Genomic DNA, 21,834 nt, shown 5'->3' with positions numbered 1-21,834 from the left:
CCCAGCAACCTTTTCCCGAGGAACAACCATGAGCAATGTTCGTAGCGACAAGCCCTTCACCCTGGCCGGGCGTACTTTCCAGTCGCGCCTGCTGGTCGGTACCGGCAAGTACCGTGACATGGAAGAAACCCGCCTGGCCATCGAAGCCTCGGGTGCCGAGATCGTCACCGTTGCCGTGCGCCGCACCAACATCGGCCAGAACCCGGGCGAGCCGAACCTGCTCGATGTGCTGCCACCGGACCGCTACACCATCCTGCCGAACACCGCTGGCTGCTACGACGCGGTCGAAGCCGTGCGCACCTGCCGCCTGGCCCGCGAACTGCTGGATGGCCACAACCTGGTCAAGCTGGAAGTACTGGCTGACCAGAAAACCCTGTTCCCCAATGTGATCGAAACCCTCAAGGCCGCCGAAGTGTTGGTCAAGGATGGTTTCGACGTGATGGTCTACACCAGCGACGATCCGATCATCGCCCGCCAGCTGGCCGAAGCCGGCTGCATCGCGGTCATGCCGCTGGCTGGCCTGATCGGTACCGGCCTGGGTATCTGCAATCCCTACAACCTGCAGATCATCCTGGAAGAGTCCAAGGTGCCGGTGCTGGTCGATGCTGGCGTGGGTACCGCGTCCGACGCCACCATCGCCATGGAAATGGGCTGTGAAGCGGTGCTGATGAACTCGGCCATCGCCCACGCCCAGCAGCCGGTGCTGATGGCCGAGGCCATGAAGCACGCCATCGTCGCCGGTCGCATGGCCTACCTGGCCGGCCGTATGCCGAAGAAACTCTATGCCAGCGCCTCTTCGCCGCTGGATGGTCTGATCAAGTAAGAGCCCCTGATGACTGAATCGCACGATACGCCGATCACCCCCGACGGCGAAGCCCGCCCGCACCGCCGCATCAAGAGTTTCGTGATGCGCGCCGGGCGCATGACCGAAGGCCAGCAACGTGGCCTGGAGCAGGGCGGCCCGCTGTACATCCTGCCGCTGGCCGACAGCCCGGTGGACTACGACCAGGTGTTCGGCCGCTCGGCGCCGCGTACCCTGGAGATCGGCTTCGGCATGGGCCATTCCCTGCTGGAAATGGCTGCTGCCGCGCCTGAACAGGACTTCATCGGTGTGGAAGTACACCGCCCGGGTGTTGGCGCGCTGCTCAACGGCGTGCTGACCCAGGGCCTGAAGAACCTGCGGGTATATGACTGCGATGCCATCGAAGTGCTGAACCGCTGCGTGGCGGACAACAGCCTCGACCGCCTGATGCTGTTCTTCCCCGACCCATGGCACAAGGCGCGCCACCACAAGCGCCGTATCGTCCAGCTGGAGTTCGCCGAGCTGGTACGACGCAAGCTCAAGCCCGGTGGCGTGTTCCACATGGCCACCGACTGGGAACCGTATGCCGAGTACATGCTGGAAGTGATGAGCGCTGCCCCGGGCTATCGCAACCGTGCGGCCGACGGTACCTACGTGCCACGCCCGGAAGAGCGCCCGATCACCAAGTTCGAGCGCCGCGGCGAGCGGCTGGGGCATGGGGTTTGGGATTTGAAGTTCGAGAAGGTGGATTGACCGGCTGATACGGCCTTTCGATATGCTGATGCCTGCAGAAATGCAGGCGAAAAAAAACCGCCTTGAGAAGGGCGGTTTTTTTATGTGAGCGACAGGACTGAGTATCCTTCGCTCTGGGACTCACCGAAAACATCCACACAGTCAGTGGATCATAGGCAGCCAGAAAAGGCTCGTCAATGATCAGAAATATCCAGCATCACGTGTGTCAACGCGGTTAACAGCTTTGGCCACGTATCCCAATTATCATCGCACTGCTCCTGTATGAACGAATTCGGTGATGGGCCGGGTAGGAGAAGAATTCTGCTTTCCGGCCCCTTCGACATGGCCTGAGAACCGTGCCGGTATCTGATTTCGAAGGGCCATCAACCTGGCCACTTCACCGAAAACGTCCACACAGTTTTCGAAGGCATCGAAGTGCCGGTTAGATGCTGGAAGATTGGCCCGCCAACACGGAGGCCAAGGCATATGAAGCGTTTGCTTGATGCGCTGAGCCGCGTTTGGACGTTCATCCGGATCTTGATTGTGCTCAAGACCGTTCGGGACTTCATGCGCGATCACTTCGATGATGCCCAGTAAGGGCTAGTCAGGTGGTAGGGCTGCCCTGGTTCGCCGGGGCAGCTTTTACAACCCATCTCTGTACTCGCCAGATTACGCGGTCATTGTAGGAGCGGCCTTGTGTCGCGATGGGCCGCGTAGCGGCCCCAGGATGTCAGCGGTGAGGCAGCAAGTGCTGGGGCCGCTTTGCGGCCCATCGCGACACAAGGCCGCTCCTGCAAGGTTCAGTGCAAGGCCGTGGCTCAGCCCCGGCGATCAGCCACCACGCCAATCAGCACCAGCACCACCAGCAACACCGGCGCCAGCGCGTAGTTGTTGAACTGGCTCAGCCCTTTCACCACCCAAGGCGTGGCATAGATCAGCGCCGCACCGCTGCCGATCATCACCAGCAAAGCCATGAACGGTACGCGCAGGGCGCCCGCCAGGCCGCCCAGGCGCTGTTCCACCCAGCCCTTGATATCGGTGCCGAACAGCACCAGCAGGCAGCCTACCAAGGCCAGTGAAATCTCCGACAGGTTGCTGCGGCTCCAGCGAGAAACCGTCGCGAGCAGATCAAGTACCAGATCCATGGGTCATCCTTAGGTCAAGAAATACTGCAGCAGGTCATTGAGGAACAACTGGCCCCTCGGCGTGGCCACCAGTCGATCCGGTTCGACCTGCAAAAGGCCCTTTTGTTCGGCCGCGCGGCGTGCCTCGCGCAGTTGTGCCAGCGGCAAACCGGTGCGTTGGGTGAACAGTTCGGCTTCCACCCCATCGGTCAGGCGCAGGGCGTTCATCAGGAACTCGAACGGCAGCTCGTCGACTGGCAGCAGCTTTTCGCCGGCCTTGAACGGCTTGGCCAGGTTCAGGTAGTCCTTGGGCAGGCGGGTTTTCCAGGTGCGCAGGATGCGCCCGTCGGCGAAGGTCAGCTTGCCGTGGGCACCAGCGCCGATGCCGATGAAGTCGCCAAAGCGCCAGTAGTTGAGGTTGTGCCGGGCAGCGCGCCCCGCCTGGGCATAGGCCGAGACCTCGTACTGGCGGAAGCCGTGTTCGGCCATCAGTGCCTGGCCGGCCTCCTGGATATCCCAGAGGATGTCGTCCTCGGGCAGCTCGGGCGGCTGGTTCCAGAACACCGTGTTCGGCTCCACGGTCAGCTGGTACCACGACAAATGCGTCGGCCCCAGGTCGATGGCCTGGCGCAGGTCGCCCAGCGCGTCGTCGAGCGACTGGTCGGGCAGGCCGTGCATCAGGTCCATGTTGAAGTTGTCGAAGCCGGCGGCGCGTGCCATGCCGGCGGCGCGGACCGCTTCATCGCCATTGTGGATGCGCCCCAGCGCCTGCAGTTTGGCTGGCTGGAAGCTCTGCACACCGATGGACAGACGATTGATACCGGTTTGCCGGTAGGCCTTGAACTTGTCCTGCTCGAAAGTGCCCGGGTTGGCCTCCAGGGTGATTTCGATGTCCGGCGCAAACGGGATGCGTTGCTCTACGCCACGCAGCAGTCGGCCAAGGGCGTCGGCACTGAACAGGCTGGGGGTGCCGCCGCCGAAGAAGATCGAGCTGATCGGCCGGTCTTGCACGGCGGCCAGTTCCTGGTCGAGGTCGGTCAGCAGGGCGGCGACGTAGGCATCTTCCGGCAGTTCAGGCCCGGCAGCGTGGGAGTTGAAGTCGCAGTAAGGGCATTTGCGTACGCACCACGGGATGTGGATGTACAGCGCCAGCGGCGGCAGGCTGGTGAAGCCCGCCGCGCCGGGGGTGGACAGCGTTTCGATCATGCCAGGCCCAGACGTTGGCGCAGCAGGGCCATGGCGCGGGCGCGGTGGCTGAGCTGGTTCTTGTCCACAGGGGCCAGGTCGGCGCTGGAGCAGCTGCGCTCCGGTACCCAGAACAGCGGGTCGTAGCCAAAGCCGTGCTCGCCACTGGCCTCGAACATGATGCGCCCGTGCCACAGGCCTTCGCACAGAATCGGCAGCGGGTCGTCGGCATGGCGCACCAGTGCCAGGACGCAGACGAACTGTGCGCCACGCTCGGCTTCAGGCACGTCTTTCAGTGCTTCGAGCAGCTTGGCGTTGTTCGCCGCGTCACCCTTGCCGTCGGCATAGCGCGCCGAGTAGATGCCCGGCGCGCCGCCGAGGAAGTCCACCGCCAGGCCCGAATCGTCGGCCAGGGCCGGCAGGCCGGAAATGCGTGCGGCATTGCGCGCCTTGAGGATGGCGTTCTCGACGAACGACAGGCCGGTTTCTTCCGGCTCGACCTGGCTGAACTCGCCGATCGAGCGCAGTTGCACGGACGCGCCGAGCATGGCCTGGAGTTCCTTGAGTTTGCCGGCGTTGTGGCTGGCCAATACGAGTTGCTGGAAATTCATCATTCGCCTGGGAACACTTCCTGGTTGAAGCTGAGGGAGTTGCTGATGCCGCCGGTTTCGATATTCAGGTCGAAGGTGACGGTCTCTGCCTGGTCGATCTTGAACTGGGCGATGTAGTACACCGCGCCCTGTTCGGTGATCTGCTTGAATGACAGCGGGCTGCTGCGCCCGGTCAGGTCCTTGACCGTGCCGCTGACCACCGCCGTGGCGGGCTTGTTGGCCTTGAGCACGGCGATGTTGAGTACGCCCTGGTTCTTGCTGCGTACCAGGCCGGTGGCTGCGGCCACCTCCGGTGTCAGCATGCTCGAGGTGAACGCGCTGTAGTGCACCGTCACGTCGCCAAACACTTCCTTGCGCTCGGGACGGGCAGCATCGGCAGCCAGTACCGGCAGGGCCAGGCACAGGCTGATCAGGAACAGGGCTAGGCGACGCATGGGGTGATTCCTCCGGTGGGCGTCAGACCGCGAGCTGATGTTCTTGCAGGCCCGGGCTGCTGACGCGGTAGATGCCGATCTCACCTAGAAGATTAGGCCAAAGCCGGCCACCCCACCCGTTGCGGTGCAAGTGGTCGACCGCCAGGCGGTCTAGCACCTTGGCGCGGCGCTCGTGGCACAGCTCTTCGAAGTCGGCGAAGGTGCAGAAGTGGATGTTTGGCGTGTTGTACCAGGTGTACGGCATGAAGTCCGAAACCGGCATGCGGCCTTTGGTCGCCAGGTACCAGCGGCAACGCCAGTGGCCGAAGTTGGGGAAGGTGATGATGCACTGGCGGCCCACGCGCAGCATCTCGTCCAGGATGCGGTCGGGGTACTCCACGGCCTGCAGGGCCTGGGTCATGATCACCACGTCGAAACTGTTGCTGGCGAAGTTGCCCAGGCCCTTGTCCAGGTCCTGCTCGATGACGTTGACGCCCTTGGCCACGCAGGCGGCGATGTTGTCGGCGTCGATCTCCAGGCCATAGCCGGTGACCTGCTTGCGGTCGCGCAGCGAGGCCAGCAGTTCGCCGCTGCCGCAGCCCAGGTCGAGTACCCGGCTACCGGCGGGGATCCAGTCGTGGATGATTTCCAGATCGGCTCTCATGCTGTCCTCAGATGGCAATGCGGTTCATGTAGTTCGAGAAACCCTGCATGTAGCGAGGCGTGGGGATCAGGAAGGCGTCGTGCCCGTAAGGCGAGTCGATCTCCAGGTAGCAGACGTTCTTGCGCGCGGCCATCAGGGCGTCGACGATCTCGCGCGAACGGGCCGGGGAGAAGCGCCAGTCGGTAGTGAACGACATGATGCAGTAATCCGCCTTGACGTGGGCCAGGGTGGCCGCCAGGTCGCCGCCCTGGGCGGCGGCGGGGTCGAAGTAGTCCAGCGCCTTGGTCATCAGCAGGTAGGTGTTGGCGTCGAAGCGCCCGGAAAACTCCTCGCCCTGGTAGCGCAGGTAGCTCTCGACCTGGAATTCGACGCTGTGGAAGTCGTAGTTGAGCTTGTCGCTCTTCAGCTCGCGGCCGAATTTTTCACCCATCGAGTCATCCGACAGGTAGGTGATGTGGCCGACCATGCGCGCCAGCATCAGGCCGCGCTTGGGGATCACGCCCTGGTCCTGGAACGAACCACCGTGGAATTCGGGGTCGGTGAGGATGGCCTGGCGTGCCACTTCGTTGAAGGCGATGTTCTGTGCCGACAGCTTGGGCGCCGAGGCGATGTCGACGCAATGGCGCACGCGCTCGGGGTAGCTGATGGTCCACTGCAGCGCCTGCATGCCACCCAGGCTGCCACCGACCACGGCGGCCCACTGCTGGATGCCCAGGCGCTCGGCGAGGCGCACCTGGCTGTGCACCCAGTCTTCCACGGTCAGCACCGGGAAGTCGGCGCCATAGGGCTTGCCGGTGGCCGGGTTGATGCTGCTGGGGCCGGTGCTGCCGTTGCAGCCGCCCAGGTTGTTCAGGCTGACCACGAAGAAGCGGTTGGTGTCGATCGGCTTGCCAGGGCCGATGCAGCTGTCCCACCAGCCCGGCTTGCGGTCGGTGGTGGCATGGTAGCCAGCGGCATGGTGGTGGCCGGAAAGGGCATGGCAGATCAGCACGGCGTTGCTCGCGCTGGCGTTCAGGGTGCCATAGGTCTCGTAGACCAGTTCGTAACTGGCCAGGGAGCGGCCACAAGCCAGTGCCAGCGGTTCATCGAACCGGGCGGTTTGCGGTACTACCAGACCGACGGAATCTTCGGGAAAGACAGTGGACATCGACCCTGCTCACGCTTGACGGAGGCGTAAGTCTAAAGAGCGCTACCCCCAGCGGCAAGCAGAGGCTTGTCGCTGGAAGCAACCAGGGTCAGGTGAGGCTCAAATCATCCGCCACAGCTCTTGTGGCATGCCGGCATAGGCGGCCAGCGGCGGCATGACGAACGACTGGATCACCTGGATCGCGAGGAAGGCGAAGATCGGCGAGATGTCCATGCCGCCCAGGTTGGGCACGATGCGGCGGAACGGCGCCAGCACCGGTTCGCTGATCTGGTAGGCCAGCTCGGCCGCCGGATTGTGGCTGTTGGGAGCAACCCAGGACACGATCACCATGACGATCATCGCGACCCAGAAAATCTTCAGGAACAGCGAGGTGATACCGATGATGGCCCACATCAGCAGGTGCAGGATGTCACCGAAGGTGCCGTAGGTGACCATCAGCACGAAAGCCATCAACAACGCCTGGATGACCACCGACAACAGCAGCGACGAGGTATCCAGCCCACCAACGCTTGGGATGACCCGGCGGATCGGCTTGAGCAGCGGTTGTGTGGCGCGCACGGCGAACTGGCACAGCGGGTTGTAGAAGTTGGCCTTGACCAGCTGCAAGACGAAGCGCAGCAGGACGATCACCAGGTACAGGCTGACCAGGGTTTGCACCACGAAGATCGCGGCGCCGGACAGTGCATTCATCTAAGGCTCCTTATTTGCCCAGTTGTTCGGCCAGCTCGGCGGAACGTGTAGCCGCAGCCTGCAGCGCCTGTTCGACGATGGCTTCGAAGCCGCTGGCCTGGAACGACTTGATCGCCGCTTCGGTAGTGCCGGCAGGCGAGGTGACACGGCGGCGCAGTTCGGCAGCATCGACATCGCTGGCAACCGCCATGCGTGCGGCGCCCAAGGCTGTCTGCAGGGTCAGCTGTGAGGCGGTTTCACGTGGCAGGCCAAGTTTTTCGCCGGCCGCGGTCATGGCTTCGATCAGCAGGAAGAAATACGCCGGGCCGCTGCCGGAGACAGCCGTCACGGCGTCCAGTTGCTGCTCCTGCTCCAGCCACAGGGCGGTGCCCACGGCCGACAGCAGTTGCTCGGCCTGCTGGCGTTGTTCGCTGGATACTTCCGCGGTGGCGTACAGGCCGCTGACGCCTTGGCGCAGCAGTGCCGGGGTGTTGGGCATGCAGCGCACTACCGGGCGAGCGCCGACCCAGCTTTGCAGGCTGGCGCAGGTGATGCCGGCGGCGATGGAAACGATCAGCTGGCCATCCTGCAGGTTCGGTTGCAGGGCTTGGCACACGGCTTTCATGACCTGGGGCTTGACCGCCAGGACGATGACGTCGGCACCATCGATGGCCTGGGCGTTGTTCTCGAAGGTTTCGATGCCGTGCTCGGCCTGGATGCGGCTGCGGGTTTCGGCGCCCGGGTCGCTGGCGCGGATCTGCGAGGCGTCCAGGCCCTGGGCACGCAGACCACCGATCAGGCTGGCGGCCATGTTGCCGGCGCCGATAAAGGCAATACGAGTCTTGCTCATGTCAGGTCCTTGTGGGAAAGAGTGAGTAAAGCATGGAATCAGGGCTGCCCGTAGTCGCGGGCACCGAACAGGGCGGTACCGATACGCACCCAGGTCGCACCCTGTGCAATGGCCGCTTCCAGGTCGTGGCTCATGCCCATGGAAAGGGTGTCCAGGCCAAGGCCAAGGCCTTCCTGCAACTGGCGCAGGGTGGCGAAGGCGGCTTCCTGGGCGGCGCGGTCATCAGTGGGTTCTGGGATGGCCATCAGCCCGCGCAGGCGCAGGTTGGGCAGCGCGGCTACCGCCTTGGCCAGGGCCGGCAGGTCGGCGGGGGCGCAGCCGGACTTGCTGTCTTCGCCGCTGACGTTCACCTGCAGGCAGATGTTCAGTGGCGCCAGCCCGGCCGGGCGCTGCTCCGAGAGGCGTTGGGCGATTTTCAGGCGGTCCACGGAATGTACCCAGTCGAAATGCTCGGCGATGGCTTTGGTCTTGTTCGACTGAATGGGGCCGATGAAGTGCCAGATCAAGGGCAGGTCGCCGAGTGCCTGCTGCTTTGTCAGCGCTTCCTGTAGGTAGTTTTCCCCGAAATCGCACACGCCGGCGGCGTGGATCTCGCGGATGGCGCTGGCTGGCTTGGTCTTGCTCACGGCCAGCAACTGGACGCTGGCCGGTTCACGCCCGGCAGCCTGGGCAGCGCTGGCGATACGGGCGGAAATAGCGGAAAGGTTGTCTGCTAGGGTGGACATGGACTGATGCCGGCGGCTGTGGGGTTTGCGGCATTCTACCTACTTGAAGGCCTTTGGGGAGTCTCATGGATGTGACCGACCTGTTGGCCCGGGCCGTGGATGCGGGGGCTTCCGACCTGCACCTGGCGGCGGGCCAGATACCGATGCTGCGCCTGGATGGCGAGCTGCAGCGCATGGCCCTGCCGACCTTGGGCCCTGCCGCCTTGACTGAGGGCATGGCACCCATGCTGGATGAAGACCAGCGCCGACAGTGGGCCCAGGGTGATGAGCTGGACCTGGCGCTGGAATTGCCGGTGCTGGGGCGCTTTCGGCTGAACCTGTTTCGCCAGTTGCATGGCCCTGCGGCCACCTTTCGCCTGATCCCGGGGCATATCGCCACGCTCGATGAACTCGACCTGGGGGATGTGTTTCAAGCTGTTGCGCAGTGTAGCGATGGCTTGATCCTCGTGGGTGGGCCGACCGGCAGCGGCAAGTCCAGCACATTGGCGACACTGCTTGACCAGCTGAACCGCGATCGGGCTCTGCATATCATCACCCTCGAAGACCCTGTCGAGGTTATCCACAGTAGCCAGCGCAGCCTGGTCAACCAGCGCGAGGTCGGCCGCCATTGTGGTGGGTTCGCCCAGGGGCTGCGCAGTGCCCTGCGTCAGGACCCGGATGTGATCATGATCGGTGAGCTGCGCGACCTTGAAACCATTCGCCTGGCCTTGCGCGCGGCCGAGACCGGACACCTGGTGCTGGCGACCGTGCATACGCGTTCGGCGGTGAGCAGTATTGACCGGTTGGTGGAGGTGTTCGCTGCCGAAGAGAAGCCGCTGGTGCGGGCGATGCTGGCCGAGTCGTTGCGCCTGGTGGTGGCGCAGGTGCTGGTCAGGCGTGCGGGCGGTGGGCGGGTTGCTGCGCGGGAAGTGCTGGTGGTGACGTCAGCGGTGCGTAACTTGGTTCGGGAGGGGCGGATGGCGCAGTTGTGTTCGGTGATGCAGGCGGGTGGTGCGGACGGGATGCGGACGATGGAAGGGGCGATGCGGGGGTTGAAGGAGAGGGGGCTGATCAGCGATCTATAGTGCCTGTGCTGGCCCTTTCGCGGGTAAACCCGCTCCCACATGGATAACACAGCCTTCGAATGCTGTGGTGTACCTGTGGGAGCGGGTTTACCCGCGAAGAGGCCGATACAGGAGAGCGCCGATCAGATCAGCGCTTGGCCAGGTTCAGCTGCTGCTGTTCTTTCGGCAGCACTCGCTTGGCCACCACGTAATGCTTCTGCCAGTAAGGCTTGCTCAGGGTGTCGATGCTTACCCGCTTGCCACGGCGTGGAGCATGGATGAAGCGGTCGTTGCCCAGGTAGATGGCAACGTGGTTCACCCGGCGGCTCTTGATGTTGAAGAAAATCAGGTCACCTGGCTTCAGGTCACCCTTGGCTACCTTGACGCCGTGGCCCTGGGCCATGGCATTGGAGGTGCGCGGCAGGTCGACGTCGGCGACGTCGTTGAAGGCGTATTTGACCAGCCCGCTGCAGTCGAAGCCTTTCTTCGGGCTGCTGCCGCCCCAGACATAAGGGGTGCCGAGCACATTCACCGCACGGCTGAGCACATCGCTGCTCTGCTTCGGCGACATGGCGGCGACCGGCGCACCGGGCACGCTGCGGCTGCTGGCGGCATTGCTTGGGCGGGTGCGCAGCGCGGTCTGCTTGACCGGTGCGTGTCTTACCGAGGCGTTGGTGGTGTAGCCGGTAAAACCATTGGGAAGACGTTGCTCACGATTGGTGGCGTGGGCGGCCAGGGGCAATAATAGGCAGAGGGTCAGCCATGTCTTGAGTAAAGGCGGCATAGATGAAGCTCTTATGAATAGTTATGTGTTGGGCGCGCAACTTTATAACAGCTTTTTGATCAATCTTTGATCCGTTGGTCGATTGTCCAGGTGCCGTACGTCGGCCTGCGACAAGAAAGTCACATTTTTTCTTAGAAAATTTTCGGATAACCCACAGGGGCTATGAATGAACAGTTATCAACAGGGGGCGCCGTTTCACGACACCCACAGCAAGACCATTGGCTACCTGCTATGGATTTTCGGCTTTACCGGGTCGCATCGTTTCTATTACGGCAAGCCGGTAACCGGCACCATCTGGTTCTTCACCCTGGGCCTGCTGGGCATCGGCTGGTTGATCGACCTGTTCCTGATCCCGTCCATGGACCGTGAAGCCGACCTCAGGTTCCAGTCCGGGCGCATTGACTACAACATCGCCTGGATCCTGCTGACCTTCCTCGGGGTGTTTGGGCTGCACCGGCTGTATCAGGGCAAGTGGATCACCGCGATCATCTACTTCTTTACCGGCGGGCTGTTCCTGGTGGGGGTGCTGTATGACTTCTGGACGCTGAACAGCCAGGTTTCCGAGCGGAATGCGGGCCGGGGTTGACGCACAGCCCTTGTGGGAGCGGCCTTGTGTCGCGAAAGGGCTGCAAAGCAGCCCCAGCATGCTCAGCAGCACCGCTGAAATCCTGGGGCCGCTTTGCGGCCCTTTCGCGACACAAGGCCGCTCCCACAGGGCCGCAAACGCAGGTTACTGACGGGTCTGCCGCTGTTGCAGCAGCAGGTTGCTGAAACCTGCCCCAGCCAGTTGCTTCTGCGCCCCGGTCAGCTGCTCGCGGTTGCTGAACGGGCCCACCAGTACGCGGTACCAGGTTTCGTCCTTGACCGTGCCCGACTCCACCTTCACCGACTGACCCAGCAGGATGATCTGCGCGCGCACCTTGTCGGCATCGGCCTGCTTGCGGAACGAACCAGCCTGCAGGAAGAACTGGGTGGTTGCCGCCGGCTTGATCACCGGTGGTGCCGGTGGCGGGGTCTGGCCCATCAGCGCCGCCTGGGCTCGCGCCGTGTCGATCTTCGCCGCTTCGGCCGGCGTCACCGGGGTCACCGGCTGGGCCGGGACGGGTGGCGTCTTCTCTGGCACGGCCTCCGGCGGCACGATCACCTCAGACTCCGGCAGCAGCGTGTAGAAGTCGTACTTCGGCTTCACCGGCTGCTGCGGGGTGGCCTGCGCCGGCTTGCCGGCTTCGGCCACTTTCTCCGCCTTCTGCTGCTCGGGCTTGGTGCGCTTGATGTCTTCGCCACCGGGCTCGAGCTTCATCAGGAACACGATGAACGCGCCTACGGTCAGGCCAACCGCCAGCCATACCCAACCGGGGATCGGCTGCTTGGCCGGCGCCGTCTGGCGGCTGGCGCCGCGTTTGGGTGCGGGTTTTTTCTTGGCAGCCAACTTACATGCGCTCCAGGGTTTCCAGGCCGAGCAGTTCCAGACCTTGCTTGAGAGTGCGGCCGGTCAGCGCCGCCAGGCGCAGGCGGCTCTGCTGCTGCTGCGGGGTTTCGGCGGCAAGAATCGGGCAATTCTCGTAGAAGCTGGAGAACAGGCCGGCCAGGTCGTACAGGTAGCTGCACAGCACGTGCGGCGTGCCCTTGTCGGCGACGTTGTTGAGGATTTCGCCAAACTGCGCCAGGCGCGCGGCCAGGTCTTGCTCGTGGGCAGCCTGCAGCACGATGTTGCCGTCGACTTCATCGAAGCCCTTGCCCAGTTTGCGGAATACGCCGGCCACGCGGGTGTAGGCGTACAGCAGGTAAGGCGCGGTATTGCCTTCGAAGTTGAGCATCAGCTCGAAGTTGAAGCTGTAGTCGCTGGTGCGGTGCTTGGACAGGTCGGCGTACTTCACTGCGCCAATGCCAACCACTTCGCCGATGTGGCGCAGTTCTTCGTCGGCCAGGCTCGGGTTCTTTTCCTTGACCAGCGCGTAGGCGCGCTCCTTGGCCTCGGTGAGCAGGTCGATCAGCTTCACGGTGCCGCCGTCACGGGTCTTGAACGGGCGGCCATCGGCGCCGTTCATGGTGCCGAAGCCCATGTGCTCCATCTGCATCGGGTGGCCGACGAAGCCTGCGCGGCGTGCAACTTCGAACACCTGGTTGAAGTGCAGGGCCTGGCGCTGGTCGACGAAGTACAGGGCGCGGTCTGCCTTGAGCACGTTGCTGCGGTAGCGCACGGCAGCCAGGTCGGTGGTGGCGTACAGGTAGCCGCCGTCGGCCTTCTGCACGATCACCGGCAGTGGTTCGCCTTCACTGTTCTTGAACTCGTCGAGGAACACGCACTGGGCGCCCTGGTCTTCGACCAGCAGGCCCTTGGCCTTGAGGTCGGCGACCACGTTGGCCAGGTCGTCGTTGTAGGCGCTTTCACCCATCACGTCGGCCATGGTCAGCTTGACGTTGAGCAGCTCGTAGGTCTTCTGGCAGTGCGACAGCGAAATGTCCTTGAAGCGCGTCCACAGGGCCATGCAGTCCGGGTCGCCGGCTTGCAGCTTGACCACCAGGCCGCGGGCGCGGGTGGCGAATTCTTCGGACTCGTCGAAGCGCTTCTTGGCGGCGCGATAGAAGTTTTCCAGGTCCGACAGCTCGTCGCTGGTGATCGGGTTTTCTTCCAGGTAGGCCAGCAGCATGCCGAACTGGGTGCCCCAGTCGCCCACGTGGTTCTGGCGGATCACGTCATCGCCGAGGAACTCCAGCACGCGGGCCACGCTGTCACCGATGATGGTCGAACGCAGGTGGCCGACGTGCATCTCCTTGGCCAGGTTGGGTGCCGACATGTCGATCACAACCTTTTGCGCAGGGCCGGCCTTGCGCGCGCCCAGGTGGGCGTCGGCCAGTGCGGCATCCAGGCGGTTGGCCAAGGCGTCGGTGTTCTGGAAGAAGTTGAGGAAGCCGGGGCCGGCGATCTCGACCTTGCTGATGTCGGCGCTGGCCGGCAGGGCATTGATCAGTTTCTCGGCCAGGTCGCGCGGCTTCATGCCGGCCGGCTTGGCCAGCATCATGGCGATGTTGCTGGCGAAGTCGCCGTGGGTCTTGTCCCGGGCGTTTTCCACCTGGATCGCCGGCGACAGCCCTTCAGGCAGCACACCGTCGGTGACGAGTTGGGTGAGGGCTTGCTGGATCAGCTGGCGAATGGTGTCTTTCATGGGGATCTCTTTTCGACCGCAAGCGCGGTGGAGCGCTTGGATGCGCAGGTGGAAAAACTGGGCATTATCCGTGGCTGGGGGCGGGTTGCCAACCTTTGGGGTGCAACCATCAAGGGTTCCATGTTGTGTTCGAGGGCCTCATCGCCGGCAAGCCAGCTCCCACAGAAGAGCGCGCGCAACCTGTGGGAGCTGGCTTGCCGGCGATGAGGCCGGTCGATTCAGTACAGGTCTACCGGGTCGACATCCAGCGACCACCGCACCTGGCGCCCGCTCGGCATCTGCTCCAACACTAGCAACCAGGCGCTGATCAGTCGATGCAAAGGCGCCCGCGTATTGGCCTGTATCAACAGTTGCGCGCGGAAGCGCCCGGCGCGGCGCTCCATCGGTGCTGGCACCGGCCCCAGCAACTCGATGCCGGGCAGGCGCTGTTCGGCCACCAGGCGCTCGGCGGCGGCGCAGGCCTCGTCGAGGAAACCTTCGGCCTGCCCGGGCTTGTGCGCTTCGGCGCGCAGCAGCGCCAGGTGCGAGTAAGGCGGCAGCCCGGCGGCGCGGCGTTCGTCCAGGGCCTGCTCGGCGAAGGCGAAGTAGCCCTGCTCGGTAAGCTGCACCAGCAGCGGATGGTCGGCCAGGTGGGTCTGGATGATGACCTTGCCGGGTTCCTCGGCCCGCCCGGCCCGCCCGGCAACCTGCACGATCAGCTGCGCCATGCGTTCGCTGGCGCGGAAATCGCCGGAGAACAGCCCGCCATCGGCATCGAGGATGGCCACCAGGGTCACCCGCGGGAAGTGATGGCCCTTGGCGAGCATCTGGGTGCCGACGAGGATGCTCGGCTGGCCGCGCTGGATGGTGCTGAACAGGTTGTGCATGGCGTCCTTGCGCGCCGTGCTGTCGCGGTCCACACGCAGGATCGGGTAATCCGGGAACAGCACTTTCAGGCGTTCCTCGGCACGCTCGGTGCCGGCGCCGACCGGGCGCAGGTCAACGTGGTTGCACTGCGGGCACTGCTGCGGCAGACGCTCGTCATAGCCGCAATGGTGGCAGCGCAGCACGCCGGAGCGCTGGTGCACGGTCATGCGCGCATCGCAGCGCGGGCATTCGGACAGCCAGCCACAATCGTGGCACAGCAAGGTCGGGGCGAAACCGCGGCGGTTGAGGAACACCAGCACTTGCTGGCCCGCTTCCAGGGTTTGGCGGATGGCCTGCTGCAGTGGGCCGCTGATGCCGCTGTCCAGCGGCAGGCTCTTCACATCCAGGCGCAGCATGCGCGGCGGGCGGGCACCGCCGGCGCGCTGGTTCATGCGCAGCAGGCGGTAGCGGCCGGTCAGGGCGTTGTGCAGGGTTTCCAGCGATGGCGTGGCAGAGCCGAGCAGGATCGGGACGTTTTCCTGGTGGGCGCGCACCAGCGCCAGGTCGCGGGCGTGGTAGCGCAGGCCTTCCTGCTGTTTATAGGAGCCGTCGTGCTCCTCGTCGATGATGATCAGGCCGGGGTTCTTCATCGGCGTGAACAGCGCCGAGCGGGTGCCGATGATGATGTCGGCCTCGCCGTCCCGGGCTGCCAGCCAGGCATCCAGGCGTTCGCGGTCGTTCACCGCCGAATGCAGCAGGGCGATGCGGGCGTTGAAGCGTTGCTCGAAGCGGGCCAGGGTCTGCGGGCCGAGGTTGATCTCCGGGATCAGCACCAGGGCCTGCTTGCCGGCTTCCAGTGTTTCGCGGATCAGCTGCAGGTACACCTCGGTCTTGCCGCTGCCGGTGACACCGGCCAGCAGGAAGGCGCCGAAGCCGCCAAAGCCTTCGCGCACGGCGTCGAAGGCGTCGCGTTGCTCTTCGTTGAGCGGCAGTTCCGGCTGTGCCAGCCAGTGTTCGTGGCGCAGCGTGGGCAGGTGGCGGCGGACCTCGATCTGCACCAGGTCCTTGGCCAGCAGCAGGTCGAGGCTGTCCTTGTTCAGGTTGAGCTTGGCCAGCAGGCTATGGGCCACGCCGTGCGGGTGCTGGGCCAGGGTCTTGAGGGCATCGCGCTGGCGCGGTGCGCGGGCGATGCGCGGGTCTTCCAGGCGGGCGCCGGGGGCGACGTGCCAGAAGCGCTCCTGGCGCATCTCGGCGGGTTCGCCCTGGCGCAGCAGGGTCGGCAAGGCCCAGCTCAGGGTGTCACCCAGGCTGTGCTGGTAGTACTGGGCGGTCCACAGGCACAACTTGAACAGTGACGGCGGGATCGGCGACACCGGGTCGAGCAGGGCGCTGGCCGGCTTGAGCTTGTCGGCGGGCACTTCGCTCTGCTCGCACACCTCCACCAGCACGCCGATCATTTCGCGGCGGCCGAATGGCACGCGAATGCGCATGCCCGGGGTCAAGGCCTGGCGCGCCATGCTTGCCGGCGCCTTGTAGTCGAACAGGCGACGCAGCGGGGAGGGCAGGGCAAGGCGCAGGATGACGTCGGACACGCGGAAAGTCTCGGAGGGCGTTTCAAAGACTGGCGAGCCTAGCAGACGACGGTCGGTGCAAGCGACAACTTGCGTTGGCGTGATGCTCTGGTATTATTCGCCGCCTAATTACGTGCGGTATTCAACAATTGGTGTTGGGTGGCGGCACGCAGCTCGAGGAAGTGACCATGAAAGCAGATATTCATCCGAACTACGAAGTAGTTGCAGTCACCTGCAGCTGCGGCAACAAGTTTGAAACCCGTTCGACCCTGGGCAGCACCCTGGCGATCGACGTTTGCAACCTGTGCCACCCGTTCTACACCGGTAAGCAGAAAGTCCTGGACACCGGTGGTCGCGTACAGAAGTTCGCCGATCGCTTCGGTATGTTCGGTACCAAGAAGTAATCATGCGCATGGCGAACCCCTCGGGTTTCGCATTGCTGCAAAAAAAGGCGCCCCTTGTGGGCGCCTTTTTTATGGGCGTCATCTGGCATTTCCCGGCCCTGGCGTTCTGCCCGCTACCAGGCAGCCCTCAGCAGGTGGCGGTGCGCCAGGTGGTCGATGGCGATACCTTGCGTCTGGTCGATGGCCGCAGCGTGCGACTGATCGGCATCAATGCCCCGGAAATCGGCCGTAACGGGCGCACCAGCGAGCCCTATGCCGAGGCCGCCAGGCAGCGTTTGCAGGCCTTGGTCAAGGCCAGCGACGGGCGTGTCGGGCTGGAGCCGGGCGTCGAGGCCAAGGACAATTACGGCCGCACGCTGGCGCATATCTACGCCCGCAATGGCGACAATATCGAAGCACAGTTGCTCAGCGAGGGCTTGGGCTATCGCGTCGCGGTTGCCCCCAATGTACGCCTCAGCGCTTGCCAGCAGCTTGCCGAGCAGGCTGCGCGCAAGGCTGGCTCCGGGCTGTGGCGTCGTTCGCCGGTGGTGCGTGCCGGGGATGTCCGGCAGTCGGGTTTCGCGGTCATTGCCGGCCGCATCGAAGACGTGGAGCGCAACCGTGGCGGGGTCTGGCTGAACCTGGACAGTGCGGTGGTGCTGCAGGTTCCCGCTCGTCTGCAGCGCAACTTCCCCGCCAGCTTCTTCGATAACCTCAAGGGACGCCAAGTCGAGGCGCGTGGCTGGGTGCTGGATCGTTCCCGCAAGGGCGGCCTCAAGCCCGGGCAGCGACGCTGGCTGTTGCCGTTGACCGATCCGAGCATGTTGGAGCGCATTTCAGGCTAAAAGATGTAGACATTTCGCTATTAGATTGTACACACTGTTAGCCGTATGCCCCGTGGGTTATAGCGTAAAGTCGTAGGCTAAAGGCCTTGACACAAGTGACCGACCAGTCTTGTGGCTCCCCGGCTCTTTGCGTATCCTCGGCGGTCCGTCAGAACAGTAAATAGCGGAATGCCCACCATGTCAGACCTGAAAACCGCCGCTCTCGAATATCACGCTCAACCTCGTCCGGGGAAACTGAGCGTCGAACTCTCCAAGCCCACCGCCACCGCCCGTGACCTCGCCCTGGCCTACAGCCCAGGTGTTGCTGAGCCCGTGCGTGAAATCGGCCGTGATCCAGAGCTGGCTTACAAATACACCGGCAAAGGCAACCTGGTTGCGGTGATTTCCGATGGCACCGCCATCCTCGGTCTGGGTGACCTCGGCCCACTGGCTTCCAAGCCGGTCATGGAAGGCAAGGGTGTTCTGTTCAAGCGTTTCGCCGGTATCGACGTGTTCGACATCGAAGTGGAATCGGAAAGCCCGCAGGCGTTCATCGACACCGTTCGCCGCATCTCGATCACCTTCGGTGGCATCAACCTCGAAGACATCAAGGCGCCTGAGTGCTTCGAAATCGAGCGCACCCTGATCGAACAGTGCGACATCCCGGTATTCCACGATGACCAGCACGGTACCGCCATCGTGACCGCGGCCGGCATGATCAACGCCCTGGAAATCGCCGGCAAGAAGCTGGAAGACGCCAAGATCGTCTGCCTGGGTGCTGGCGCTGCTGCCATCTCCTGCATGAAGCTGTTGGTGAGCATGGGCGCCAAGGTCGAGAACATCTACATGATCGACCGCAGCGGCGTGATCCACGCTGGCCGTGACGACCTGAACCAGTACAAGGCGCAGTTCGCCCACGCCACCGACAAGCGCACCCTGGCTGACGCCCTCGACGGTGCTGACGTGTTCGTAGGCCTGTCCGGCCCGAACCTGCTGAGCGCCGAAGGCCTGAAGTCGATGGCTGCCAACCCGATCGTGTTCGCCTGCTCGAACCCGGACCCGGAAATCTCGCCAGAGCTGGCGCATGCCACTCGCAGCGACGTGATCATGGCTACCGGTCGTTCCGACTACCCGAACCAGGTCAACAACGTACTGGGCTTCCCGTTCATCTTCCGTGGTGCCCTGGACGTTCGCGCCAAGCGCATCAACGAAGAAATGAAGATTGCCGCCGCCATCGCCCTGAAAGACCTGGCCAAGCTGCCAGTGCCGAAGGAAGTGTGCGACGCCTACGGCGTACAGGCTCTGGAATTTGGCCGTGAGTACATCATTCCGAAGCCGCTGGACGCTCGCCTGATCACCGTCGTTTCCGACGCTGTGGCCAAGGCCGCCATCGAATCCGGCGTGGCTACCCTGCCGTATCCGAAGCACTACCCGCTGACCAGCGTGGATGACGTGTTCAAAGGCTGATTGCTGCCTGGCGACATAAAAAAGCCCCGGCTCGTATGAGCCGGGGCTTTTTTGTTTGCCGGTGGGGTTGGCGCGGCCTTTGTGGGAGCGGGCGTGCCCGCGAAGAATCCAACGCGGAGGCTGGCACCGGCTACGCCGGTGTTCGCGGGCATGCCCGCTCCCACAGGGTCGGTGTTGCCTTCGAGGGCTCTTAGAACAGATCCATCGGCGCCGCTTCATCCGCCGGCAACGGGCTGCCCGGTGCTGCGCCAGTGCCCAGTTCGTCCACCGACGGCGGCGAGTCTTCGGCCTTGAACAGCTCGAAGTAGGCATTCGGTGTGCTCGGCGAAGCGGCACGGCCGCTGACCGGGTCGACGCGCAGGCTGAGGATGCCTTCCGGCTCTGCCGGCGCATGCGCAGGCTTGTCCTTGAGGGCTGCGCCCATGAAGCTCATCCAGATCGGCAATGCCGCGGTGCCGCCGTACTCGCGGCGACCAAGGGTTTCGGGCTGGTCGAAACCGACCCACACGGTGGTCACGTAGTCGGCGTTGTAGCCGGAGAACCAGGCGTCCTTGGACTCGTTGGTGGTACCGGTCTTGCCTGCCAGGTCGGTGCGGCCCAGGGCCAGCGCCCGGCGGCCGGTACCGCGCTTGATCACGTCCTGCAGCATGCTGGTGAGGATGTAGGTGGTGCGCCCGTCGATGATCTGCTCGGCCACAGCCGGCGCCTGCGGTGCAGACGCCACCTGGCTGAAGACTGCGGGTGCCTCGCCCGGCATGGCGGCGGTGCTGATCGGCTGTTCGGGCGCGGCCACACCTGCCTGGTCCTCGGCACCTTGCGGTACCCGGGCCGGGTTGGCGGTGAACAGCGTCTCGCCGCTGCGGCTTTCGATGCGTTCGATCAGGTACGGGGTGATCTTGTAACCGCCGTTGGCGAAAGTACTCCAGCCTGTGGCGATTTCCATCGGGGTCAGGGTGGCGGTGCCCAGTGCCAGCGACAGGTTGCGCGGCAGGTCCTGCTTGTTGAAGCCGAACTTGGCGATGTAGTCGATGGTGCGGTCCACGCCCATGGCCTGCAGCAGGCGGATCGACACCAGGTTGCGCGACTTGTACAGCGCTTCGCGCATGCGGATCGGGCCAAGGAAGGTGTTGGTGTCGTTCTTCGGTCGCCAGACCTTGTCCAGATACTCGTCGACGAACACGATCGGTGCGTCGTTGACCAGGCTGGATGCGGTGTAGCCACTGTCCAGGGCGGCGCTGTAGATGAACGGTTTGAAGCTCGAGCCCGGCTGCCGCTTGGCCTGCATGGCGCGGTTGTAGTTGCTCTGCTCGAACGAGAAGCCGCCGACCAGGGCGCGGATGGCGCCGTTGTAAGGGTCGAGGGTGACCAGCGCACTCTGCGCGCCAGGCACCTGGCTGAACTTGAACTTGCCATCCTCCAGGCGCTGCAGGCGCACCAGGTCGCCGACCTGGGCCACGTCTGCCGGCGACTGCGGCGCACGGCCCTGGGAGTTGCTATTGATGAACGGGCGCGCCCATTTCATGGTGTCCCAGGCTACCAGCTCTTCCTGGCCGCTGCGGGTCAGTACCTTGAGGCCGGTTTTTTCGACCTGGGTGACGATGGCCGGCTCCAGGCCGCCAAGGCTGCGCTGCTTGCCCAGTTCCTGCAGCCAGGCCGCCTGGGTGCGGCCCGGGAAGCGCGCTTCGGGGCCGCGGTAGCCGTGGCGCTCATCGTAGTCGGAGAGGCCGTTGAGGATGGCCTTGTTGGCCATTTCCTGCATGTCGCTGGGCACCGTGGTGGTGACGCGGAAGCCTTCGGTGTAGGCGTCGCTGCCGTAGCGGCCGACCATTTCGGCGCGGGCCATTTCGGCGATGTAAGGTGCATTCACCTCAGGTGTGGGCACGTGGTAGCTGGCGTTGAGCGGCTCGGCCAGGGCTGCCTGGTAGCTGGCTTCGTCGATCTTGCCCAGCTTGTACATGCGGCCGAGGATCCAGTCGCGGCGCTCCTTGGCGCGCACCGGGTTGGCCAGCGGGTTGAAGCGCGAGGGTGCCTTGGGCAGGCCGGCGATCATCGCCATCTGGGCCAGGCTCACGTCGCGGATCGACTTGCCGTAGTACACCTGCGCGGCGGCATCGATACCGTAGGCGCGGTTACCCAGGTAGATCTTGTTCACGTACAGCTCGAGGATCTCGTCCTTGGTCAGCTCACGCTCGATCTGCAGGGCCAGCAGAATCTCGTTGGTCTTGCGCGAGAAGCTGCGCTCGCTGGTGAGGAAGAAGTTCTTCGCCACCTGCATGGTGATGGTACTGCCGCCGGTCTGGATATGGCCGGTTTTCACCAGCTGAGTCGCGGCGCGCATCAGGCTGCTGGGGTCGACACCATAGTGGTTGAGGAAATTGTCGTCCTCGGCCGACAGAAGCGCCTGGATGAATTGTGGGGGAATTTCCGCGAAGCGGATCGGCGAGCGGCGCATTTCGCCGAACTCGGCAATCAGCTTGCCGTCGCTGCTGTACACCCTGAGGGGGATCTGCAACTGGATGCTTCTGAGCGACTCGACCGAGGGCAGGCTGGGGCTAAGATACAGAAACGCACCGCTCACACCGAGTACGAGCGCGCAAATGACTGCGACGGAAGACCACCAGAAGAACTTCAGCAGACGTATCAAGGCTTTTCGGTGTCCAGGTTGGGAGTGGATTGCACGCAGGTCCGGCGGACCAAAAAACGCTGGGCATTATAAGCATTTTTTCGCCTCTCCGGGTTACCGGCCAGGCTGCCTGTCGCCTCGATGGGCCGGCGCGGCCTAGTGTTGACGCGGGGTTGGGGCAGGTAGCCGCGACAGATGGCGGCG

At 64.0% G+C, this 21,834-nt stretch carries 21 protein-coding genes; 7 read left to right on the top strand and 14 right to left on the bottom strand.

Features of this window, described 5'->3' with window-relative positions; translation table 11 throughout:
* The first annotated feature begins 28 nt into the window (after positions 1-28).
* Together CAG46_RS01565 and trmB are read left to right on the top strand one after the other, a co-directional pair.
* Positions 29-823, top strand: a complete 795-nt coding sequence (locus CAG46_RS01565; RefSeq protein ID WP_013974625.1) for a thiazole synthase — start codon at positions 29-31, stop codon at positions 821-823.
* A 9-nt stretch (positions 824-832) separates the two neighbouring features.
* Positions 833-1,555 carry a tRNA (guanosine(46)-N7)-methyltransferase TrmB gene (trmB, locus tag CAG46_RS01560; protein WP_013974624.1) on the top strand — a complete coding sequence of 241 codons (723 nt, stop codon included), beginning with the start codon at positions 833-835 and terminating at the stop codon, positions 1,553-1,555.
* Between the two features lie 797 nt (positions 1,556-2,352).
* On the opposite strand, the gene CAG46_RS01555 is transcribed toward trmB, so the two are convergent.
* The 9 genes from CAG46_RS01555 to CAG46_RS01515 form a co-directional block, all read right to left on the bottom strand.
* Positions 2,353-2,679 (bottom strand): DUF3392 domain-containing protein, encoded by a 327-nt coding sequence (locus tag CAG46_RS01555; RefSeq protein ID WP_003257821.1) that lies wholly within the window; start codon positions 2,677-2,679, stop codon positions 2,353-2,355.
* Positions 2,680-2,688: 9 nt separating this feature from the next.
* Positions 2,689-3,864: a radical SAM family heme chaperone HemW gene (hemW, locus tag CAG46_RS01550; RefSeq protein ID WP_085614598.1), complete on the bottom strand. Its 1,176-nt coding sequence runs from the start codon at positions 3,862-3,864 to the stop codon at positions 2,689-2,691.
* The gene (gene rdgB, locus CAG46_RS01545; protein WP_003257822.1) at positions 3,861-4,457 is read right to left on the bottom strand and encodes an RdgB/HAM1 family non-canonical purine NTP pyrophosphatase; all 597 of its coding nucleotides are present in this window, start codon (positions 4,455-4,457) and stop codon (positions 3,861-3,863) included. Before rdgB ends, hemW begins: the two co-directional genes overlap by 4 nt.
* On the bottom strand, positions 4,454-4,888 hold the full coding sequence (locus CAG46_RS01540) for a DUF4426 domain-containing protein (protein WP_046613544.1): 435 nt from the start codon (positions 4,886-4,888) through the stop codon (positions 4,454-4,456). The genes rdgB and CAG46_RS01540 overlap by 4 nt, the downstream gene beginning before the upstream one ends.
* A 22-nt stretch (positions 4,889-4,910) precedes the next feature.
* The gene (metW, locus tag CAG46_RS01535; protein ID WP_015272149.1) at positions 4,911-5,531 is read right to left on the bottom strand and encodes a methionine biosynthesis protein MetW; all 621 of its coding nucleotides are present in this window, start codon (positions 5,529-5,531) and stop codon (positions 4,911-4,913) included.
* Positions 5,532-5,538: 7 nt separating this feature from the next.
* Complete coding sequence (locus CAG46_RS01530) at positions 5,539-6,678, bottom strand: homoserine O-acetyltransferase (RefSeq protein ID WP_085614599.1); 1,140 nt, start codon at positions 6,676-6,678, stop codon at positions 5,539-5,541.
* Between the two features lie 99 nt (positions 6,679-6,777).
* The gene (locus CAG46_RS01525) at positions 6,778-7,368 is read right to left on the bottom strand and encodes a YggT family protein (RefSeq protein WP_013974619.1); all 591 of its coding nucleotides are present in this window, start codon (positions 7,366-7,368) and stop codon (positions 6,778-6,780) included.
* Between the two features lie 10 nt (positions 7,369-7,378).
* Positions 7,379-8,197, bottom strand: a complete 819-nt coding sequence (gene proC / locus CAG46_RS01520; RefSeq protein ID WP_025340969.1) for a pyrroline-5-carboxylate reductase — start codon at positions 8,195-8,197, stop codon at positions 7,379-7,381.
* A 38-nt stretch (positions 8,198-8,235) separates the two neighbouring features.
* Positions 8,236-8,922: a YggS family pyridoxal phosphate-dependent enzyme gene (locus CAG46_RS01515; RefSeq protein ID WP_075046651.1), complete on the bottom strand. Its 687-nt coding sequence runs from the start codon at positions 8,920-8,922 to the stop codon at positions 8,236-8,238.
* A 65-nt stretch (positions 8,923-8,987) separates the two neighbouring features.
* Between CAG46_RS01515 and CAG46_RS01510 the strand changes: the two genes are divergently transcribed.
* Positions 8,988-9,986, top strand: coding sequence for a type IV pilus twitching motility protein PilT (locus CAG46_RS01510; protein WP_085614600.1), 999 nt, complete (start codon positions 8,988-8,990; stop codon positions 9,984-9,986).
* 127 nt (positions 9,987-10,113) lie between these two features.
* Here CAG46_RS01510 and CAG46_RS01505 read toward each other — a convergent pair whose 3' ends face one another.
* The gene (locus CAG46_RS01505) at positions 10,114-10,749 is read right to left on the bottom strand and encodes a C40 family peptidase (RefSeq protein ID WP_025340966.1); all 636 of its coding nucleotides are present in this window, start codon (positions 10,747-10,749) and stop codon (positions 10,114-10,116) included.
* Positions 10,750-10,915: 166 nt separating this feature from the next.
* Here CAG46_RS01505 and CAG46_RS01500 point away from each other — a divergent pair, with 166 nt between their 5' ends.
* Positions 10,916-11,335, top strand: coding sequence for a TM2 domain-containing protein (locus CAG46_RS01500; protein WP_013974614.1), 420 nt, complete (start codon positions 10,916-10,918; stop codon positions 11,333-11,335).
* 144 nt (positions 11,336-11,479) lie between these two features.
* On the opposite strand, the gene CAG46_RS01490 is transcribed toward CAG46_RS01500, so the two are convergent.
* The 3 genes from CAG46_RS01490 to CAG46_RS01480 form a co-directional block, all read right to left on the bottom strand.
* Entirely contained in the window at positions 11,480-12,178 is a 699-nt protein-coding gene (locus CAG46_RS01490; protein ID WP_025340965.1) for an SPOR domain-containing protein, read from the bottom strand.
* 1 nt (position 12,179) lies between these two features.
* Complete coding sequence (gene argS / locus CAG46_RS01485; RefSeq protein WP_013974613.1) at positions 12,180-13,916, bottom strand: arginine--tRNA ligase; 1,737 nt, start codon at positions 13,914-13,916, stop codon at positions 12,180-12,182.
* 218 nt (positions 13,917-14,134) lie between these two features.
* A complete protein-coding gene (locus tag CAG46_RS01480; protein ID WP_085614601.1) occupies positions 14,135-16,354 on the bottom strand; it encodes a primosomal protein N' in 2,220 nt (739 codons plus the stop codon).
* 167 nt (positions 16,355-16,521) lie between these two features.
* Between CAG46_RS01480 and rpmE the strand changes: the two genes are divergently transcribed.
* The 3 genes from rpmE (at position 16,522) to CAG46_RS01465 (ending at position 19,007) form a co-directional block, all read left to right on the top strand.
* Entirely contained in the window at positions 16,522-16,737 is a 216-nt protein-coding gene (gene rpmE, locus CAG46_RS01475; RefSeq protein ID WP_003257833.1) for a 50S ribosomal protein L31, read from the top strand.
* Positions 16,738-16,739: 2 nt separating this feature from the next.
* Entirely contained in the window at positions 16,740-17,561 is an 822-nt protein-coding gene (locus CAG46_RS01470) for a thermonuclease family protein (protein ID WP_085614602.1), read from the top strand.
* A gap of 177 nt (positions 17,562-17,738) precedes the next feature.
* Positions 17,739-19,007: a malic enzyme-like NAD(P)-binding protein gene (locus CAG46_RS01465; RefSeq protein WP_024087853.1), complete on the top strand. Its 1,269-nt coding sequence runs from the start codon at positions 17,739-17,741 to the stop codon at positions 19,005-19,007.
* 190 nt (positions 19,008-19,197) lie between these two features.
* On the opposite strand, the gene CAG46_RS01455 is transcribed toward CAG46_RS01465, so the two are convergent.
* On the bottom strand, positions 19,198-21,648 hold the full coding sequence (locus CAG46_RS01455; protein WP_371917542.1) for a penicillin-binding protein 1A: 2,451 nt from the start codon (positions 21,646-21,648) through the stop codon (positions 19,198-19,200).
* Positions 21,649-21,834 lie beyond the last annotated feature (186 nt).

It is taken from the genome of Pseudomonas sp. B23(2017), assembly GCF_002113725.1.
Classification (GTDB): domain Bacteria; phylum Pseudomonadota; class Gammaproteobacteria; order Pseudomonadales; family Pseudomonadaceae; genus Aquipseudomonas; species Aquipseudomonas putida_Z.
This window is presented reverse-complemented; position numbering and strand designations above follow the sequence as displayed.

Coding starts and splice junctions, on each gene's coding strand:
- CAG46_RS01555 (WP_003257821.1), bottom strand. CDS start 2,679: ATGGATCTGGTACTTGATCTGCTCGCGACGGTTTCTCGCTGGAGCCGC.
- CAG46_RS01540 (WP_046613544.1), bottom strand. CDS start 4,888: ATGCGTCGCCTAGCCCTGTTCCTGATCAGCCTGTGCCTGGCCCTGCCG.
- CAG46_RS01505 (WP_025340966.1), bottom strand. CDS start 10,749: ATGCCGCCTTTACTCAAGACATGGCTGACCCTCTGCCTATTATTGCCC.
- rdgB (WP_003257822.1), bottom strand. CDS start 4,457: ATGATGAATTTCCAGCAACTCGTATTGGCCAGCCACAACGCCGGCAAA.
- argS (WP_013974613.1), bottom strand. CDS start 13,916: ATGAAAGACACCATTCGCCAGCTGATCCAGCAAGCCCTCACCCAACTC.
- proC (WP_025340969.1), bottom strand. CDS start 8,197: ATGAGCAAGACTCGTATTGCCTTTATCGGCGCCGGCAACATGGCCGCC.
- rpmE (WP_003257833.1), top strand. CDS start 16,522: ATGAAAGCAGATATTCATCCGAACTACGAAGTAGTTGCAGTCACCTGC.
- CAG46_RS01530 (WP_085614599.1), bottom strand. CDS start 6,678: ATGTCCACTGTCTTTCCCGAAGATTCCGTCGGTCTGGTAGTACCGCAA.
- hemW (WP_085614598.1), bottom strand. CDS start 3,864: ATGATCGAAACGCTGTCCACCCCCGGCGCGGCGGGCTTCACCAGCCTG.
- CAG46_RS01500 (WP_013974614.1), top strand. CDS start 10,916: ATGAACAGTTATCAACAGGGGGCGCCGTTTCACGACACCCACAGCAAG.
- CAG46_RS01470 (WP_085614602.1), top strand. CDS start 16,740: ATGCGCATGGCGAACCCCTCGGGTTTCGCATTGCTGCAAAAAAAGGCG.
- CAG46_RS01565 (WP_013974625.1), top strand. CDS start 29: ATGAGCAATGTTCGTAGCGACAAGCCCTTCACCCTGGCCGGGCGTACT.
- metW (WP_015272149.1), bottom strand. CDS start 5,531: ATGAGAGCCGATCTGGAAATCATCCACGACTGGATCCCCGCCGGTAGC.
- CAG46_RS01510 (WP_085614600.1), top strand. CDS start 8,988: ATGGATGTGACCGACCTGTTGGCCCGGGCCGTGGATGCGGGGGCTTCC.
- trmB (WP_013974624.1), top strand. CDS start 833: ATGACTGAATCGCACGATACGCCGATCACCCCCGACGGCGAAGCCCGC.
- CAG46_RS01525 (WP_013974619.1), bottom strand. CDS start 7,368: ATGAATGCACTGTCCGGCGCCGCGATCTTCGTGGTGCAAACCCTGGTC.
- CAG46_RS01515 (WP_075046651.1), bottom strand. CDS start 8,922: ATGTCCACCCTAGCAGACAACCTTTCCGCTATTTCCGCCCGTATCGCC.
- CAG46_RS01465 (WP_024087853.1), top strand. CDS start 17,739: ATGTCAGACCTGAAAACCGCCGCTCTCGAATATCACGCTCAACCTCGT.